The sequence below is a fragment of the Paraburkholderia sp. GAS448 genome, from assembly GCF_050435685.1.
GTDB lineage: Bacteria > Pseudomonadota > Gammaproteobacteria > Burkholderiales > Burkholderiaceae > Paraburkholderia.
Window position 1 is genome coordinate 103,379 of the sequence record NZ_JBNDKT010000022.1, and the last position, 15,763, is coordinate 119,141.

14 protein-coding genes are annotated in these 15,763 nt (G+C 65.0%); 10 read left to right on the top strand and 4 right to left on the bottom strand.

Features of this window, described 5'->3' with window-relative positions:
- The first annotated feature begins 172 nt into the window (after positions 1-172).
- From P3T23_RS31425 to P3T23_RS31445, 5 genes are all read left to right on the top strand, one after another.
- Entirely contained in the window at positions 173-670 is a 498-nt protein-coding gene (locus tag P3T23_RS31425; protein WP_429319975.1) for a CreA family protein, read from the top strand.
- A gap of 61 nt (positions 671-731) precedes the next feature.
- Positions 732-1,565 (top strand): AraC family transcriptional regulator, encoded by an 834-nt coding sequence (locus P3T23_RS31430; protein WP_429319976.1) that lies wholly within the window; start codon positions 732-734, stop codon positions 1,563-1,565.
- Between the two features lie 218 nt (positions 1,566-1,783).
- Positions 1,784-2,455 (top strand): AzlC family ABC transporter permease, encoded by a 672-nt coding sequence (locus tag P3T23_RS31435; protein ID WP_429320016.1) that lies wholly within the window; start codon positions 1,784-1,786, stop codon positions 2,453-2,455.
- Positions 2,452-2,775, top strand: coding sequence for an AzlD domain-containing protein (locus P3T23_RS31440; protein ID WP_429319977.1), 324 nt, complete (start codon positions 2,452-2,454; stop codon positions 2,773-2,775). The genes P3T23_RS31435 and P3T23_RS31440 overlap by 4 nt, the downstream gene beginning before the upstream one ends.
- A 334-nt stretch (positions 2,776-3,109) precedes the next feature.
- The gene (locus P3T23_RS31445; RefSeq protein WP_429319978.1) at positions 3,110-3,868 is read left to right on the top strand and encodes a DUF4088 family protein; all 759 of its coding nucleotides are present in this window, start codon (positions 3,110-3,112) and stop codon (positions 3,866-3,868) included.
- 79 nt (positions 3,869-3,947) lie between these two features.
- On the opposite strand, the gene P3T23_RS31450 is transcribed toward P3T23_RS31445, so the two are convergent.
- The gene (locus P3T23_RS31450; protein ID WP_429319979.1) at positions 3,948-6,140 is read right to left on the bottom strand and encodes an ATP-dependent helicase; all 2,193 of its coding nucleotides are present in this window, start codon (positions 6,138-6,140) and stop codon (positions 3,948-3,950) included.
- Between the two features lie 127 nt (positions 6,141-6,267).
- On the opposite strand from P3T23_RS31450, the gene P3T23_RS31455 reads away from it, so the two are divergent.
- The 5 genes from P3T23_RS31455 (at position 6,268) to fumC (ending at position 12,576) form a co-directional block, all read left to right on the top strand.
- Positions 6,268-6,486: an RNA-binding S4 domain-containing protein gene (locus P3T23_RS31455; protein ID WP_429319980.1), complete on the top strand. Its 219-nt coding sequence runs from the start codon at positions 6,268-6,270 to the stop codon at positions 6,484-6,486.
- A gap of 125 nt (positions 6,487-6,611) precedes the next feature.
- Positions 6,612-8,015: an MATE family efflux transporter gene (locus tag P3T23_RS31460; RefSeq protein ID WP_429319981.1), complete on the top strand. Its 1,404-nt coding sequence runs from the start codon at positions 6,612-6,614 to the stop codon at positions 8,013-8,015.
- 126 nt (positions 8,016-8,141) lie between these two features.
- A complete protein-coding gene (gene panS, locus P3T23_RS31465) occupies positions 8,142-9,113 on the top strand; it encodes a ketopantoate/pantoate/pantothenate transporter PanS (protein ID WP_429319982.1) in 972 nt (323 codons plus the stop codon).
- A gap of 346 nt (positions 9,114-9,459) precedes the next feature.
- Positions 9,460-11,103, top strand: a complete 1,644-nt coding sequence (locus P3T23_RS31470) for a phospholipase D family protein (protein ID WP_429320017.1) — start codon at positions 9,460-9,462, stop codon at positions 11,101-11,103.
- A 72-nt stretch (positions 11,104-11,175) separates the two neighbouring features.
- Positions 11,176-12,576, top strand: a complete 1,401-nt coding sequence (fumC, locus tag P3T23_RS31475) for a class II fumarate hydratase (protein ID WP_429319983.1) — start codon at positions 11,176-11,178, stop codon at positions 12,574-12,576.
- Between the two features lie 97 nt (positions 12,577-12,673).
- On the opposite strand, the gene P3T23_RS31480 is transcribed toward fumC, so the two are convergent.
- From P3T23_RS31480 to P3T23_RS31490, 3 genes are all read right to left on the bottom strand, one after another.
- Complete coding sequence (locus P3T23_RS31480) at positions 12,674-13,192, bottom strand: acyl-CoA thioesterase (RefSeq protein ID WP_429319984.1); 519 nt, start codon at positions 13,190-13,192, stop codon at positions 12,674-12,676.
- Positions 13,193-13,405: 213 nt separating this feature from the next.
- Positions 13,406-14,452, bottom strand: coding sequence for a GlxA family transcriptional regulator (locus P3T23_RS31485; protein ID WP_429319985.1), 1,047 nt, complete (start codon positions 14,450-14,452; stop codon positions 13,406-13,408).
- Positions 14,453-14,480: 28 nt separating this feature from the next.
- On the bottom strand, positions 14,481-15,725 hold the full coding sequence (locus tag P3T23_RS31490; protein WP_429319986.1) for an MFS transporter: 1,245 nt from the start codon (positions 15,723-15,725) through the stop codon (positions 14,481-14,483).
- Positions 15,726-15,763 lie beyond the last annotated feature (38 nt).

The following is a 15,763-nucleotide window of genomic DNA, read 5'->3' on the forward strand; positions in this document are numbered from 1 at the left end:
GAATGAGCGGGTGAAGCAACATCGCACTAACCTGCTACGCGCGAATCCCTGCACCTGTCCTCATTGGTAAAGTTGGTCAGACCATGAAATATAAAAGGGACGGTTACGACTGTCAAACCGCGCTACGCGACTCGCTGACGGTATAGGATGACGCTTTTTCCGTGGAACGACGATGAAACGCAATCTGTTCAGCGCGTCGCTGATGGCCGCTCTGGCCACTGTGGCCGCTCCGATGTTGTTGCTCGCGCCGCTGGCACACAGCGAGGAAATCGGCAGTGTCAACACCAATTTCCATCTGACCGGCTCGGACCGCGTGGTCGTCGAGGCCTACGACGATCCGGACGTGGCCGGTATCACCTGCTATGTCTCGCGGGCGCGCACGGGCGGCATCAAGGGCACGCTCGGTATTGCAGAGGATCCGACGGAGGCGGCGATCGCCTGCCGGCAAATCGGGGCAATCCACTTCAACGGACCGGTGAAACAGCAGTCAGACGTGTTCTCAGAACGCATGTCGCTCATTTTCAAGACGCTGCACGTCGTGCGCGTTGCCGATTCGAAGCGCAATACGCTTGTGTATCTGACCTACAGCGACCGGGTCGCGACCGGCAGCGCAAAAAACAGCGTGAGCGCTGTGCCAATGCCGGCCGGCACAACCATTCCCCTGAAATAACATGGACCGCCCATCGGTCCCCCGACCGCGTTAGACTGCTGGATCCAGCAGGATTTTCATCATGACGTCCACCCGTTTCCGCGATTCCGCCCGCTACTGGCGCACGCCGCTCTTGCCCGGCGCGGACATGCTCACTGCCGAATACCACGATCACGAGTTCACGCCGCACTGGCACGACGCGTACGCGATTCCCGTCATCGAAGCGGGTGCGGAAACCTACCGGTATCGCGGCGCCCACTATGTCGCCGAGGCAGGCAGCGTGCCGATCATCAATCCGGGCGAGTTGCACACCGGCTCGCGCGCAGTCGATGCGGGCTGGCGGTATCGCGTGATGTATGCGCCGGTCGATTTCATTCACGAGCTGGCAAACGATCTCGCCGGCAGGCCACAACCGTTGCCCTGGTTCGATCCTGAGGTCATCCGCGACCCGGATCTCGCGCAACGGCTGCGGCAGGCGCACCGCCTGCTCGAAGCCGGCGACGACCCGCTTGCCGCCGAAACCGCCATGCTCGATGCGCTGTCGACGCTGCTTGTCCGCTACGGCCGCACGCGGCCCGAAACGCCGCGGGTCGCCGCGCACGATCCCCGCGTGGCGACAATGCAGGCGCAACTGACCAGCGACCTCGCTGCGCCCCTCCAGCTTGCCGACCTGGCCAGCACGGTCGGCTTGTCGCCGTTCCATGCCGCACGCCTTTTCACCCAGGCGACCGGCCTGCCGCCACACGCATGGCGCAACCAGATCCGTTTGCAGCGCGCGCTCGGGCCTTTGCGGGCCGGCGCATCGGTCACGGAGGTCGCAGCGGCCAGCGGCTTCACCGATCAGAGCCATTTCACGCGGCATTTCCGCCGTATGTTCGGCGTGCCGCCAGGGCGCTGGCAAGCGGCATCGGCCTGAGGCTGAGCCGGGGCTGGCCGGGGTTGACTTGTGGGGGCTGCATCAAGGTTGACTCGAACCGGGCCTGAGCCCCGCCCACACTGAACAAAAGGGAACCGCAAGAACGTACAAGCCCTGATGGCGGCAGATGGCTACGCTCCTTGTTCAAAGGAGAAGAGAGATTGACCCAGCCCAGCCATTACCATGAATTCGTCGCGGGAGCCCGCGACACCATCCCGATGATGATCGGCGCCGCGCCCTTCGGCGTGATCTTCGGCACGCTCGTCACCTCCGGGCCGCTTCATCTCTGGCACGGCCAGTTGATGTCGCTTGCCGTATTTGCCGGCTCGGCGCAATTCATCGCTGTCGGACTCCTCGCGGGGAACGCGAGCTTCGTTGTGCTGTGGGCGACCACCTTCGTCGTCAACCTGCGTCACGTGCTCTATAGCGCGACGCTTGCACCCTATGTCGCGCATCTGCCGCTGCGCTGGCGTCTCGTGCTCGGCAGCATGCTGACGGATGAGGTTTTCGCCGTCGCGTGGGCGCACTACCGCCGGAGACCTCCCGGCTCGATCGGGCCGTACCATTTTCTCGGCTCAGGTGTGTCGATGTACGTGAACTGGCAGATGTGGACGCTCGCCGGACTGCTGTTCGGCGCGGCCTTTCCCGGCTTGCAGTCGCTCGGCCTCGATTTCGCGATGGTCGCAACCTTCATCGCCATTGTCGTGCCCCAGCTCGTCGCGTTTCGTTATATCGCGGCGGCGGCAACGGCGGGCGCGCTCGCGTTCTTCTGGCAGGGCTGGCCATACAAGCTCGGACTGCTCGGCGCGGTGCTCGTCGCTGTCGCGGTCGGCGTTGCGCTGTCCCGTCCGCGTGCGCCGCGCCAGCATGCCGTGGAGGCGACGCGATGAACTACGTCCTGATCATTCTCGGCATGGCCGCAATCACCTTGCTGATCCGCACGACTGTCTTCATCGTCGGCGAGCGGCTGGTATTTCCGCCGCTCGTGCGCACGGCGCTCGGCTTCGTCCCGGTTACGGTGTTGACCGCGATCATCGTGCCGATGGCCGTGTCGCCACATGGCAACGGCGCAGAACTGACCTGGCGCAACCCGCAGCTGGTCGGCGCGCTGGCCGCCGTTGTCGTCAGTGCGTTGACGCGGCGGCCCCTTCTGACCATCGCGGTCGGCCTCGCCACGTTCTTCCTGTGGCAAGGCGTCGTGCTCAAGTAACGGGCGCACGTCGGCAGATCCCGCCGCCCGCCTGAGCCATGGCGGCGGCTGGCGCACTCCCTGCCCGTCTCGCCTGCTGCGGGCCTTTTTTGTCGACTGGCCCCTCTGAGCCCGCAGCACATTACATCCGCGCGCAGAACCTTACACGCGGCTCAAGTTTCTCCCTCCCCCGCCGATAAACAGTCGAAGTCCGCTTGTCGGACCGGCATTTCCGCCGGTCGTGCCGGGAAGCAGGGACCAACGCGCGATGCGTCCGGCGTCGCCTCTTACGGGGCAGGTCGCAGCCGGCAACGCCCGGAGGACGCAGCGCGGTACGACCAATCGGGAAGAAGATATGGGCCAGATCACCCTTGCACTGAAGGACGAAACCGTCGCGTCGCTGCGTAAGGATTTCGATGCTTTCCTGCGCGTCTCGCTGAAGCTCGATCCGCAATTTGCGACGCCGTCGTTCGAGGATTTTCTGCGCGCCAAGCTGCTGGACAACATGGTCCCGCTAACGGAACACGCCGTGCAGCGTATGTTGCAAGGCGGCCAGTACGCATGGGCGAAGCGCACGCTCGACAAGGAATTCCCTGACGTCGTCGCGATCCTGATGCGGCAGGCCAGCGAATTTGGCTTCGGTTTCGCGGCCCGCTCCGAATGGACGCCTGAGGAGCTTGCGAAGCAATGCCGCGACTGGGCGACGGCGATCGTCAACGAGGCGCAAGGTGAAGCGTCGCTGATCGACCCGCTTGCGGCGCAGATCAAGTCAGCGGCGCAGGACATCCAGGCGCTGGAGGAGCAGATGCAGACGCCGGCGTGGCGGCTTGCGGAATCACTCCGCCAGCGCGTGTATGAGGCAAAGGTCGGCTGCGAGACGAGCGTCGGCAGCACTGCACGTGAAAAGCTCGGCGAACTGCGCGGTCTGTTGCGGCTCGGCCTCTCGCACGGCTCGTTCCAGAAACAGGAAGCGCAGCAGGTCATGGAGTATCTGCGCCTTCTGAAGCCGGAGATCTTCGTCGAAGAACCCCATGACGTGTTTACGCGGCTCGCCACGTGGCTACGCAATTTCTTTACGCCGCCGCCGCGACCACAGCAACGGCAGTCGCGCTAGCACCCAAAAACGCGACAAAAACGCGGCAAAAGCAAACATGAACGGGCGACCGCGGCGGCGGCGCCCGTGCGGCAAGCGGTCAATCCCACATCTTCCTCAGCTTCGCCGCAATCTCGATTCTCGCCTGCGCGGCCGCGGCAAGTCCTGCCGCTGTTGGCGCGGCGGCCAACGGTACGGGCGGCCATGCGTGCGCGTCGAAAAGTGGCATCAGATGCGCCGGAATGAAGCGCGTGCGCGACGCCCACACGTGACGGTCGCCCAGTTGCGTCTGGTTATGGACATAGAAACGCTGCGGCACGACGATATGCAGATCTTCCTTCGCCCGCGTCATCGCGACGTACAACAGGCGGCGCTCCTCATCCAGTTCTTCATCGCTACCGGTGCCGAGGTCGGACGGAATGCAGCCGTCGACACCGTTCAACACAAACACATTGCGCCACTCCTGCCCCTTCGCCGAATGGATGGTCGACAGGATCAGATAGTCTTCATCGATTAGCGGCACGCCGGATTCATCGCTGGTGGCGTCGGGCGGGTCGAGCGTCAGTTCGGTCAGAAACCGCTCGCGCGACGCATACGTGCCCGCCATGCTCTCCATCTGCAGCACATCGCCGTGGCGGATCGCGGCGTCCTCGTGATTGCGCTCCAGGTGCGGCTCATACCAGCGGCGGATCAGTTCGAATTCAGCTGGCCACGCCGACTGGCGGCCGCACAGGCGGGACATCAGCGCAACGAACGGTTGCCAGTCGAGCGCCGCACGCGCTGGGGGCGCGAACGACGCCAGCGCCGTGGGCGCGTGTTCCGCGCATGCACTGGCGCCTGCGCTGACTTGCCCGGCGACCTGATCGAGCACGCGCGCCGCCGTTGCCGGACCGATGCCGGGCAGAAGCTGCACGACGCGAAAACCCGCGACGCGGTCACGCGGATTCTCCGCCCAGCGCAACACGGCGAGCACGTCCTTCACATGGACTGAATCGAGAAACTTGAGCCCGCCGAACTTGACGAACGGGATATTGCGGCGGGTCAGTTCGATCTCGAGCGCGGCACTGTGATGCGCAGCGCGGAACAGCACCGCCTGCGCTTTCAGCTTCATGCCTTCTTCACGCGCTTCGAGCACCTTTTCTACGACGTAGCGCGCCTGATCGGCCTCATCGGCGACCGTCACGAGGCGCGGGCGCTGCGCTGACGCGCGATCGGTCCACAGATTCTTGGTGAAGCGCTCGGCTGCGAGATCGATGACCGCGTTCGACGCGGCGAGAATCGGCTGTGTCGAACGGTAATTGCGTTCGAGCGTGATCTGCTTCGCGGGCGGATCGAAATGCGCCGGGAAATCGAGGATGTTGCGCACCGTCGCGCCACGAAACGAATAGATTGACTGGGCGTCGTCTCCGACCACCGTCAGGCCGCGCCCATCGGGCTTCAGCGCGAGCAGGATCGACGCCTGCAGGCGGTTGGTGTCCTGGTACTCGTCGACGAGCACGTGATCGAAGCGCCCCGACAGGTCCGCGGCAATCGACGGCTCCGCTGCCATATGCGACCAGTAGAGCAGCAGATCGTCATAGTCGAGCACGCTTTGCGTCTGCTTGGCCACGACGTACGCGGCGAACAGCGCGCGCAGGTCGGCTTCCCATTCGCGGCACCACGGAAACGCACTCTCCAGCACATCCGTGAGCGACCGGCCGGTGTTGACCACGCGCGAATAGATCGAGAAGCAGGTGTTCTTCGATGGAAACCGACGTTCTTTCGCCGACAGCCCCAGTTCGTGGCGGACGAGGTTCATCAGGTCGGCGGAGTCTTCGCGGTCGTTGATCGTGAAGGCGGGCGACAGCCCGATCAGATCCGCGTATTCGCGCAACAGACGCGCGCCGACGCTGTGAAACGTGCCCGACCACGTCAGCGCCTGCGCGATTGCCGCGCGCGCGCCGAGCGCCGCACCCGCGATGCGCGTGACGCGCCGGGTCATTTCCTGCGCGGCACGGCGAGAAAAAGTCAGAAGCAGGATGCGGCGCGGGTCGGCGCCTTTCAGCACGAGATGCGCCACGCGATGTGCGAGGGTATTCGTCTTGCCCGAACCGGCTCCGGCGATGACGAGCAGTGCACCAGCGATACGTGCCGCATCGTCCGCGCCATATTCGACGGCCTCGCGCTGCGCGTCGTTGAGCTTTGCCAGGTAGGCGTGAACGTCGACGGCGGCATCGAAGGACGGGGAATCGGCGACAGGGGGCACGATGATCGAAGGAGGCAAAATGGGCGGCGATGCATACTGTATATCCATACAACCCACCGCGACAAGCGCCCTTTTTTCGGCCGATGCGCAACGAAGCAGGCACGCGGGCTGCGCGTACGACTCTTCTGGCTTATGATGCGAACCCTTCCCACGATGCCTCTTGCCGGCGCGCACCATGCCTAACCTCGATTTCACGCTGACCGGCGACTACGTCGAACTGCACAATCTTCTGAAGATCACCGGACTCGCCGACAGCGGCGGCTCAGCGAAGCTGATCGTTGCCTCGGGCGCGGTGACGGTCGACGGCCAGGTCGAGTTGCGCAAAACCTGCAAGATCCGCGCGGGTCAGGTCGTGCTGCTTGGCGACACGCGAATCGCGGTCCACGAAGCGTAACGACGCAGGGATCCCGAAAGCAAGCGCACCAAAAATGTGCCTGATGATCGACACAGGCACGCGCAAGCAATAAGCTCTCTGTTTTGGCAGAAAGCGATGCCGACGACATTCCGCGCCCCTCGTTCATGACCCAGTCTGGTTTTTCCCGCGTCGCCGCCCGGCCTCCCACGCTCACCCGCCACGCCGCCGATACCGCCCGCCTCGCCGCACCGCTCGCCATCGCCCAGCTGTCGCAGATGGCGATGGGCGTCACCGACACCATCCTGCTCGGCTCACTCGGCCCGGACGCACTGGCCGCCGGCGGCCTCGGCGCGAACCTGTTTTTCGTCGTCGTGACGCTGCTGCAGGGCGTGCTGACATCCGTCAGCGTGAGCGTTGCGCACGCCCGCGGTGCACAGGCCGAAGACCGTGTGCCCCATATCTACTGGACCGGCCTCGTGCTTTCGATCCTGCTGTCGGTGCCGGGCTTCGCGTTACTGTCCTTCGCCACGCCGCTCCTGAACGCATTCGGCGAGCCGACCGTGCTTGCCCATAACGTCGGCGAATACACCGCGGTGCTGCGCTGGGGCGCGCCGGGCAGCCTGATCGGCATCGGCCTGATGCGCTCGTTCCTGCCCGCTATCGGGGCCGCCAAGCGCCTGCTGTGGGTGTCGATTGCCGGCATCGGCGTCAATGCGTTCCTGAACTACGGCCTGATCCATGGCGCTTACGGCCTGCCGCGGCTCGGCTTCCTCGGCTCGGCGGCGGCGACGACGATCACCGTCTGGATGACGGCGATCGTGCTGATGGCGCTCCTGCATCTGCGGCCGCGCTTCAGGCATTTCGTGACCGCGACACGGCCCAATGTGCCGCTGATGGGTGAACTGTTCGGTATCGGCTGGCCGGTGGCGATCACTTACGGCGTCGAGTCGACGCTCTTTCTCGCGACCGGCCTGATGGTCGGACTGCTTGGCGAAGCGCAACTCGCCGCGCATCAGATCGCGCTGAACGTGGCTTCGGTTGCGTTTATGGTGCCGCTCGCCATCGGCCAGGCGGCGAACGTGCGGGTCGGATTCTGGGTCGGGGCCGGGCAACCCCTCGCCGCGCGACACGCCGGTTTCGTGGCGCTCGCGCTGGGCGTTGGCTTCATGACGATGTCGGGGCTGGTGCTCGTTCTGGCGCCGCATGCGATCGTGGGTCTCTATCTGCATCTGGATAATCCGGCGAACGCAGCGACCGTCAAGCTCGCGACTTCCCTGCTCGGTGTCGCGGCAATCTTCCAGATCGTCGACGGAATGCAGACGGTCGGGTCGGGCTGCCTGCGCGGTCTGAAGGACACGCGCGTACCGATGATGGTGGCCGCACTGGGCTACTGGGGCATCGGTTTTCCGACCGGCTATACACTCGCGTTCCATTTCGGGCTGGGAGCCCGCGGCCTCTGGTGGGGACTTGCGGCAGGTCTTGCCAGCGTTGCGCTACTGATGACGCTGCGCTTTCACCGCCTGAGCTTGCGGCAGGTGCCGGCGGCCGACGCGGGATTTACCCGGTAAACGCTGAAAAAACGCCTGAAAGGGCAGTTGAAAGCTGAGGTGTGCCGGAAGACGACCGGTAAAATAAGTGCCTGCTACATAGTGCAGCGCTTTTTACCGTCAATTCAGGCAACTGGACCTCCTTTCATGCTCGCCCGCATCACCCGCCTCTTCCCCCTGTGGGCCGTGCTCGTCTCACTCGCCGCGTACTGCTCGCCGGCGTCGGTGACCGGCATCGCCCCGCACGTCACGACGTTGCTCACGATCATCATGCTCGCGATGGGCGTCACGCTTTCCGTGACCGACTTCCAGCGCGTGTTCACGCGTCCGGCGCCGGTCGTCGCGGGCATCGTGCTGCACTATCTCGTGATGCCGCTGGCCGCCTGGGTGATCGCCCGTGCGTTGCGCATGCCGCCTGACCTGACCGCCGGCATGGTGCTCGTCGGCAGCGTCGCGAGCGGTACGGCGTCGAACGTCATGATCTATCTCGCGCGCGGCGACGTCGCACTGTCCGTCACGATCAGCGCGCTGTCGACGCTCGTCGGCGTGTTCGCGACGCCGCTTCTCACGCGTCTTTACGTCGACGCATCGATTGCCGTCGATGTGCACGGCATGCTGATGAGCATCCTGCAGATCGTCGCGCTGCCGATCATCGTCGGGCTGATCGTCAACCAGCTGTTCGGCCGCTTCGTGCGCCGGATCGAGCCGGTGCTGCCGCTCGTCTCGATGGTCGCGATCCTGCTGATCATCGCGGCCGTGGTCGGCGGCACGCAGAAGAGCATTGCGTCGGTGGGCCTCGTCGTCATGCTTGGCGTCGTGCTGCACAACGGCATCGGCCTCTTTGGCGGCTACTGGGGTGGCCGCCTGCTCGGCTTCGACGAAGCCGTCTGCCGCACGCTCGCGATCGAAGTCGGCATGCAGAACTCCGGCCTCGCCGCCACGCTAGGCAAGCTGTACTTCACGCCAATCGCCGCACTGCCCGGCGCGTTGTTCTCGGTGTGGCACAACCTGTCGGGCTCGCTGCTCGCAGGCTACTGGGCCGGCCGTCCGGCAAAGGGCTCGACGTTTGCCGACGACGCGTCCGCGCTCAACGTCGGCCGCGGCATAGAACGCGGCTGAGACCGGAGGCGCGCAGCCATCGCCCCGATGACTGCGCGAGTGCGGAGGCCGGAAATCTTCCTGCTGCCGACCTTGCACCCCATGCCGCACTTCGGCGCGAGCGGCGCCAGGTCGCAACACACCGCCGTCGCGTTTCCACGCAATCTGAATCGACGGCTGCGCCCGCGTCGAACCTGGTAAAGGGCAAGGGCACCGGCTCGCACGCCGGATTCCCCTTAGAATGTTTTCATGGACCGCGTCAGCAATATCGCCATGACGGCCCCGGCGCTGCGGCAAGCAGCCATCCGTGGTTGATTCAAAGGGAGAGAAGAAGGTGCCGGCCTGCGACAACAACAGCAAGAGCGACATGGCCCTGGCGCTGCGTCTGCGCGCAGGGCACACGACGTGGCGGGCGGGCATCCGGACTGTACTCGTGGGCGTCGTCGTCGCGCTCGTCAGCGCCTGCGCAACCCGCCCCCCTGCGACGGATTACCATAGCGACGTCACCCAGGCGCTGCCCGCTTCGGCGCCCACCGCGCTCGGCACGGCGCTCGCACCGCTCGAACGCGTGCATCCGGACGAATCGGGTTTCCGGGTGCTGTCCAGCGGCACCGACGCGCTGCAGATGCGCGTCGCGCTCGCCCGCGCAGCGACGAAAACCCTCGACTTGCAGTACTACATCGCCAACGAGGACACGACCGGCAAGCTCCTTCTCGGCGCCGCGCTCTATGCGGCCGATCGCGGCGTGCGGGTGCGCATGCTGGTCGACGACCTGAACTTCAAGGACATCGACGAGATCATGGCCGCACTGAACACGCACGACAACATTGAGATCCGTGTGTTCAACCCGTTCGGCTCGGCGCACGAAAGCATGTTCGAGCGGACCACGAACATCTTTACGAAGATCGGCCAGTTCACGCGACGAATGCATAACAAGGCGATGATCGTGGACAACCAGTTGTCGATCGTCGGCGGCCGCAATCTGGGCGATGAGTACTTCAGCGCGAGCGAGAGATTGCAGTTCCGCGACATCGATGTCCTCGCCGCGGGTCCGATTACCGCCGAGGTGTCGGCAAGCTTCGACGCGTACTGGAACAGCAGCGCGTCGTATCCGCTACGTGCGCTGAGCAGGCAGAAATTCGAACCGAAGGAACTGGACGAGGCGCGTGAAGAACTGCGACAGCACTGGCGCACGAACGCCGACCCATACAACGCGAAACCGTTGAACGCAACGCCGCTCGCCACGCAGATCGCGAAGAACGAACTCGGCCTCACGTGGGCGCACGCTGAATTCGAAGTCGACGCGCCGGAAAAGATCACGCAGCCGTCGCCCGACTACAAAAGCCCGCCGCTGCAGCGCCTGATCGAACTCGTTAACGCGGCGCAGAAGGAAATCCTGATCGTCTCGCCTTACTTCGTGCCACACGACGCCGGCGTGAAGGCAATCGCGCAGATCACGCACCGCGGTGTGCGGGTGGCGGTCCTGACCAACTCGCTTGCCGCGACCGACGCCATCGCGGTACAGGCAGGCTATAGCCCCTACCGCGTGCCGCTACTGCGCAACGGTGTCGATCTGTACGAATTCAGGCCGCAGCCGGAAGAAGGCCGCGCGCGGGTCAACTTCGTGGGTTCGAGTTCGCGTGCGAGCCTGCATGCAAAAGCCTATGTGATCGATCGCAGCACGCTCGTGATCGGCTCGATGAATCTCGATCCACGCTCGGCCAACCTGAACACTGAACAGACGCTTGTAATCCACAGCTCACCGCTCGCCGATGCGGTTGCCACCCTCTTCGATCGCGCGATGTTGCCGACGGTGAGCTATCACGTCACGCTCGCGACGCCGGAACAGCTTGCGGAGCTGCGAGCCACCAGTGCCCCGCCGTCGCAACTCGTGTGGACCGCCGATGAAAACGGCCAGTTGCGCACCTGGAACCTGGATCCGGAGGCGGGTTTCTACCGGAACGCGCTAACGGGTCTATTCTTGCTGTTGCCACTCGACAGCCAGCTTTGACATGGGTCGCGGCCCGACCCGGCGCCAACCCGGCGCGACGTGCGACAGAACCTTCCCAAGTGGAGTTTGACCATGACCGAAGACGTACGAATGGAGCGTGACACGTTCGGCGAGATTGCCGTACCGAACGCCCGTCTGTGGGGCGCGCAGACTCAGCGCTCGCTGCAGAACTTCAGGATCTCGACGGAAAAGCAGTCGCCGGAGCTGATCACCGCGCTTGCCACCATCAAGCGCGCGGCTGCCGAAGTGAACCTCGGCCTCGGCGTGCTCGACGAATCGAAGGCGCGCGCGATCATCGAAGCCGCCGACGAGATCATGAACGGCAGGCATCCCGATGAATTTCCGCTCGCGGTCTGGCAAACCGGTTCCGGCACGCAAACCAACATGAACCTCAACGAGGTGATCGCGAACCGCGCGAGCGAACTGCTTGGCGGCGAGCGCGGCGAAGCGCGCAAGGTGCACCCGAATGACGACGTGAACCGCGGACAGTCGTCGAACGACGTATTCCCGACCGCAATGCATATCGCGGCCGCCTATGGCATCGTCAAACATCTGCTGCCTGCGCTGACAACCCTGCGCGATACGCTCGACACGAAAGCGAAAGCGTTTGCCGATATCGTGAAGATCGGCCGCACGCACCTGCAGGACGCCACGCCCCTCACGCTTGGCCAGGAGTTCTCCGGCTACGTGGCCCAGCTCGACCACGGCATAAAACACGTCGAATCGGCGTTGCCGCATCTATATGAACTCGCCCAGGGCGGCACGGCGGTCGGCACGGGTCTCAACGCGCATCCGCAGTTCGCCGACCAGGTCGCGGCGGCGATCGGCAGGCTGACCGGCCTGCCGTTCGTGTCCGCGCCGAACAAGTTCGAGGTGATGGCCGCCGCCGACGCGCTCGTGTTCGCGCACGGCGCGCTGAAGACCGTGGCGGCAAGCCTGATGAAGATCGCCAACGACATACGATGGCTAGCCAGCGGCCCACGCTGCGGCCTTGGCGAACTGTCGATTCCGGAGAATGAACCCGGCAGCTCGATCATGCCGGGCAAGGTCAACCCGACGCAGTCCGAAGCGCTCACGATGCTTTGTTGCCAGGTGTTCGGCAACGACGCCGCCGTGAATTTCGGCGGCGCGAGCGGCAATTTCGAACTGAACGTATTCCGTCCGATGATTGCGCACAATGTGCTGCAATCGATCCGCCTGCTCGCCGACGGCGCACACAGCTTCAATGACAACTGCGCGGTCGGCATCGAGCCGAACCGCGAGCGCATCGAAACGCTGCTGAACGAATCGCTGATGCTGGTGACGGCGCTCAACCCGCACATCGGCTACGACAAGGCCGCAAAGATCGCGAAGAAAGCGCACAAGGAGGGCACGACGTTGAAGGCAGCGGCGCTTGCGCTCGGTTACGTCACGGAGCAGCAGTTCGACGAATGGGTCAAACCCCGCGACATGGTCGGCACCGTGAAAGTGTGATGCAAAAGCGGCAATAAAAAAACGCTGCGCCGGGAGTCTCCGGGGCAGCGTTTTTTCGTAGCATCGGCTCCTCGCACATCAGGAGCCACGCGCAATCTCAGACCTCGCCTTTCACCACTTCTTCCGGCTTCAGTTCGACGATCGCGTCGAGCGCTTCCTTCACGTCCATCGCGTATTTGGCCAGGCGCTTCTGCTCTTCGGTTTCCGGCACGAACGCCGGCACCGGCACCGGATGGCCGTTCTCGTTGACCGCAACCATCACGACGAGGCAGTCGGTCGTTTGCAGCAGCTCACCGCCCTTCGGGTCGCCCGCCTGCACGGACACGTGGATATGCATGCTGGTGCGCCCCGTCGCGACGACGCGCGCGCGCAGTTCGACCAGATTGCCGACGAGGATCGGCCGCCGGAAGCGGATGTTGCCGACGCTGACGGTCACGCAGTAGCGGCCCGACCAGACGGCTGCGCACGCGTACGCCGTTTCGTCGATCCACTTCATCAGCGCGCCGCCGTGCACCTTGCCGCCGAAGTTGACGGAGGTCGGCTCAGCGAGAAAACGGAACGTGGTTTCGGACCGGTCCAGTGGGGCCGAGGGGGGGCTTGTCTTGACTCTGCTCATCTTGACTCCGGTCGGACAGAGATATCGAAAGGAGCCGATTATACGAGCGTCAGAAACCGGTGTCCGTGAGCCTGACGCTGGCATGCTGGCCAGGCAGGCGCGCGTGCAGGCGCGCAAGCCCGCCGGGCGGATGCAGAAACGCGCCGTTCGGCAGCGGGAAGCAGTCGCCCGCACGGGCAAAGTCACTTCCGCGGGCGGGACGGCCGCCCTCTTTCACACCGCTGATGCAAACCGCTCGCGATAGTCGAGCGGCAACACCCCGAAACGTCGTACGAATGCGCGTCGCAGATTCTGCTCGTTGCCGAACCCGCAATCGAGCGCGATCCGCTTCAACGGGTTGCGCGATCCGGCGAGCGAACGCGCGGCCGCTTCGAGCCGCATCGCCGAGACGGTTTTTGCTGGCGTGCGGCCCACTTCGTCGACGTAGCGCCGCGCGAACGTGCGCGCACTCATCTGCGCGCGCTCGGCGAGCCGCTCCACCGACAGGTCGTCACGCAGATTCACGGCCATCCAGCTATGCAACGCGTCGAACGGACCGCCTGCGGACGCCTGCGCGGCTAGCGCCGCACTGAACTGCGACTGCCCGCCAGGTCGCTTCATGAACACCACGAGCCGCCGCGCCGCCTGCATGGCGACCGCGTGACCCAGGTCCTCTTCGATCAGTGCCAGCGCGAGATCGATGCCCGCCGTCACGCCCGCCGAGGTCCACACGGCGCGGCCGTCGCTCGCATCGCGAATGAAGATCGGGTCGGCATCGACATGGATCGCCGGGAAGTGGCGCGCGAGCAGTTCGACATCGCGCCAGTGCGTCGTCGCGCGGCGGCCGTCGAGCAGCCCCGCCGCCGCGAGATAGAAGGCCCCCGTGCACACCGAGCAGACGCGGCGCACAGCGGGCGCGCGCCGCGCAATCCAGGCAACCAGTTCAGGCTGCAATGCAAGCCGGTCGTCGATGGGCACGCCGGGCACGATCAGCGTGTCGACCGGTTCGTGGTCGAGTGTGTCGAGCCGTTGCGTGACGACCGGCAGGCCAGGAAATGTCTGCAGAACGCCGCCGTCGATCGACGCCACCGTAACGCGATAGGCAACCGGTGCTTCGCGCGGGGCGCGGGCGGCAGCGCCTCTCTGGCCACTTGCTTCGGCCATCGTCAGTTCGGCACGCCAGAACGCCTCCAGCGGGCCGCAGGCGTCGAGCAGCACAAGATCGGGCGCCACAGCGATAACGATGTGACGTACAGCGGAAACCGTGGAGCCGGAGGTCATGGATCTTTGATCGATGGAGAGCGGGTGATCAGGAAGAGGCCGCAGCGACGCGGCCACGCGAGCGCGACCATGCAAACATCAGCGTCGCCATGGCAGCGACCGCGAGCGGCGCAAAGATCGCCGCGTTGATGGTCTGCCAGCCGAAGCGGACCAGCAGTTGTCCCGCGAACAGCGAACCGAGTGCGGAAAACGCGAACGTGGTGAACTCGCTCGTCGCCTGTGTCTTTGCGCGCTCAGACGGCTGGTATGCCTGCGACAGCAACGTCGTGCCACCGACGAACATGAAATTCCAGCCGACGCCGAGGCAGGCAAGCGCGGCATAAAAGTGCGGCAGATCGGTCGAACGCAGCGCGAGCACGCCACACATGGCGGACAGCGCAATGCCGGCGCCGATCACACGCAGCACGCCGAACCGCTGGATCAGACGCGCGGAAAAAAACGACGGCGCGAACATGCCGACGAGGTGCCACTGGATGATCTGTGCTCCGTCGCCGATGGTGTGTCCGCAGGCGAGCGCCGCGATCGGCGTCGCGGTCATGACGAACATCATCACGGCATAGCCGAGTGCATTGTTGGCGAGCGCGGCAATGAAGATCGGCTGCCGGACGATCCGGCCAAGCGGACGCGCCGGCTCCACCGCGACGGCAACATTCGCTGGCAGCGCAACGTCGCGATACAGCAGCGCGATCAGAACGATCGACACCAGCCCGAAGACCGTCACGAGCGCATATGAGCCCGCGAACGCAACCGGTGCGAGCCAGTCGCGGCTCCAGGCGGCGAGCGCCGGACCGAGCACCGCGGCGACCACGCCCCCGGCCAGCACCGTCGAGATCGCGCGGCTTTTGGCGTGGACGCCGACGGCGTCTGCCGCAGCGAGCCGGTAGTACTGTGCGAACGCCTGGAATACGCCCACGGTCACGGTGCCGGCACAGAATGCCCAGAAGCTGTGATGAAAAATCGCGTACACCGAGATCGCACCGCCCGCCGCGCCGACGGCCGCGCCTACGACAAATCCCGCGCGCCGTCCGATGCGCGCCATCAGGAACGACGCGAAGATCGTCGTCAGTGCAGCGGCAACGGTGATCAGCGAGAACGGGAGCGTTGCGAGCGCCTTGTCATCGGCGAGCGTGTAGCCGACAAGCCCGGTCAAGGTCAGGTCGATCGAGACCGACGACGTGTAGAGCGCCTGACATACGGCCAGCACGCGCGCCGCCCGGCGGCCCGACGGATCATCGGCGGGAATGGCGGCGGGAGGAACGGCGGTCGACGACATGAGGGGCCTCACGCGGCAAGAGTGGCGATGTCGACATC

Excerpts from the sequence above, each read along its gene's own strand:
- P3T23_RS31425 (WP_429319975.1), top strand. The coding sequence starts at position 173 with ATGAAACGCAATCTGTTCAGCGCGTCGCTGATGGCCGCTCTGGCCACT.
- P3T23_RS31430 (WP_429319976.1), top strand. The coding sequence starts at position 732 with ATGACGTCCACCCGTTTCCGCGATTCCGCCCGCTACTGGCGCACGCCG.
- P3T23_RS31435 (WP_429320016.1), top strand. The coding sequence starts at position 1,784 with ATGATGATCGGCGCCGCGCCCTTCGGCGTGATCTTCGGCACGCTCGTC.
- P3T23_RS31440 (WP_429319977.1), top strand. The coding sequence starts at position 2,452 with ATGAACTACGTCCTGATCATTCTCGGCATGGCCGCAATCACCTTGCTG.
- P3T23_RS31445 (WP_429319978.1), top strand. The coding sequence starts at position 3,110 with ATGGGCCAGATCACCCTTGCACTGAAGGACGAAACCGTCGCGTCGCTG.
- P3T23_RS31450 (WP_429319979.1), bottom strand. The coding sequence starts at position 6,140 with ATGGATATACAGTATGCATCGCCGCCCATTTTGCCTCCTTCGATCATC.
- P3T23_RS31455 (WP_429319980.1), top strand. The coding sequence starts at position 6,268 with ATGCCTAACCTCGATTTCACGCTGACCGGCGACTACGTCGAACTGCAC.
- P3T23_RS31460 (WP_429319981.1), top strand. The coding sequence starts at position 6,612 with ATGACCCAGTCTGGTTTTTCCCGCGTCGCCGCCCGGCCTCCCACGCTC.
- panS (WP_429319982.1), top strand. The coding sequence starts at position 8,142 with ATGCTCGCCCGCATCACCCGCCTCTTCCCCCTGTGGGCCGTGCTCGTC.
- P3T23_RS31470 (WP_429320017.1), top strand. The coding sequence starts at position 9,460 with ATGGCCCTGGCGCTGCGTCTGCGCGCAGGGCACACGACGTGGCGGGCG.
- fumC (WP_429319983.1), top strand. The coding sequence starts at position 11,176 with ATGACCGAAGACGTACGAATGGAGCGTGACACGTTCGGCGAGATTGCC.
- P3T23_RS31480 (WP_429319984.1), bottom strand. The coding sequence starts at position 13,192 with ATGAGCAGAGTCAAGACAAGCCCCCCCTCGGCCCCACTGGACCGGTCC.
- P3T23_RS31485 (WP_429319985.1), bottom strand. The coding sequence starts at position 14,452 with ATGACCTCCGGCTCCACGGTTTCCGCTGTACGTCACATCGTTATCGCT.
- P3T23_RS31490 (WP_429319986.1), bottom strand. The coding sequence starts at position 15,725 with ATGTCGTCGACCGCCGTTCCTCCCGCCGCCATTCCCGCCGATGATCCG.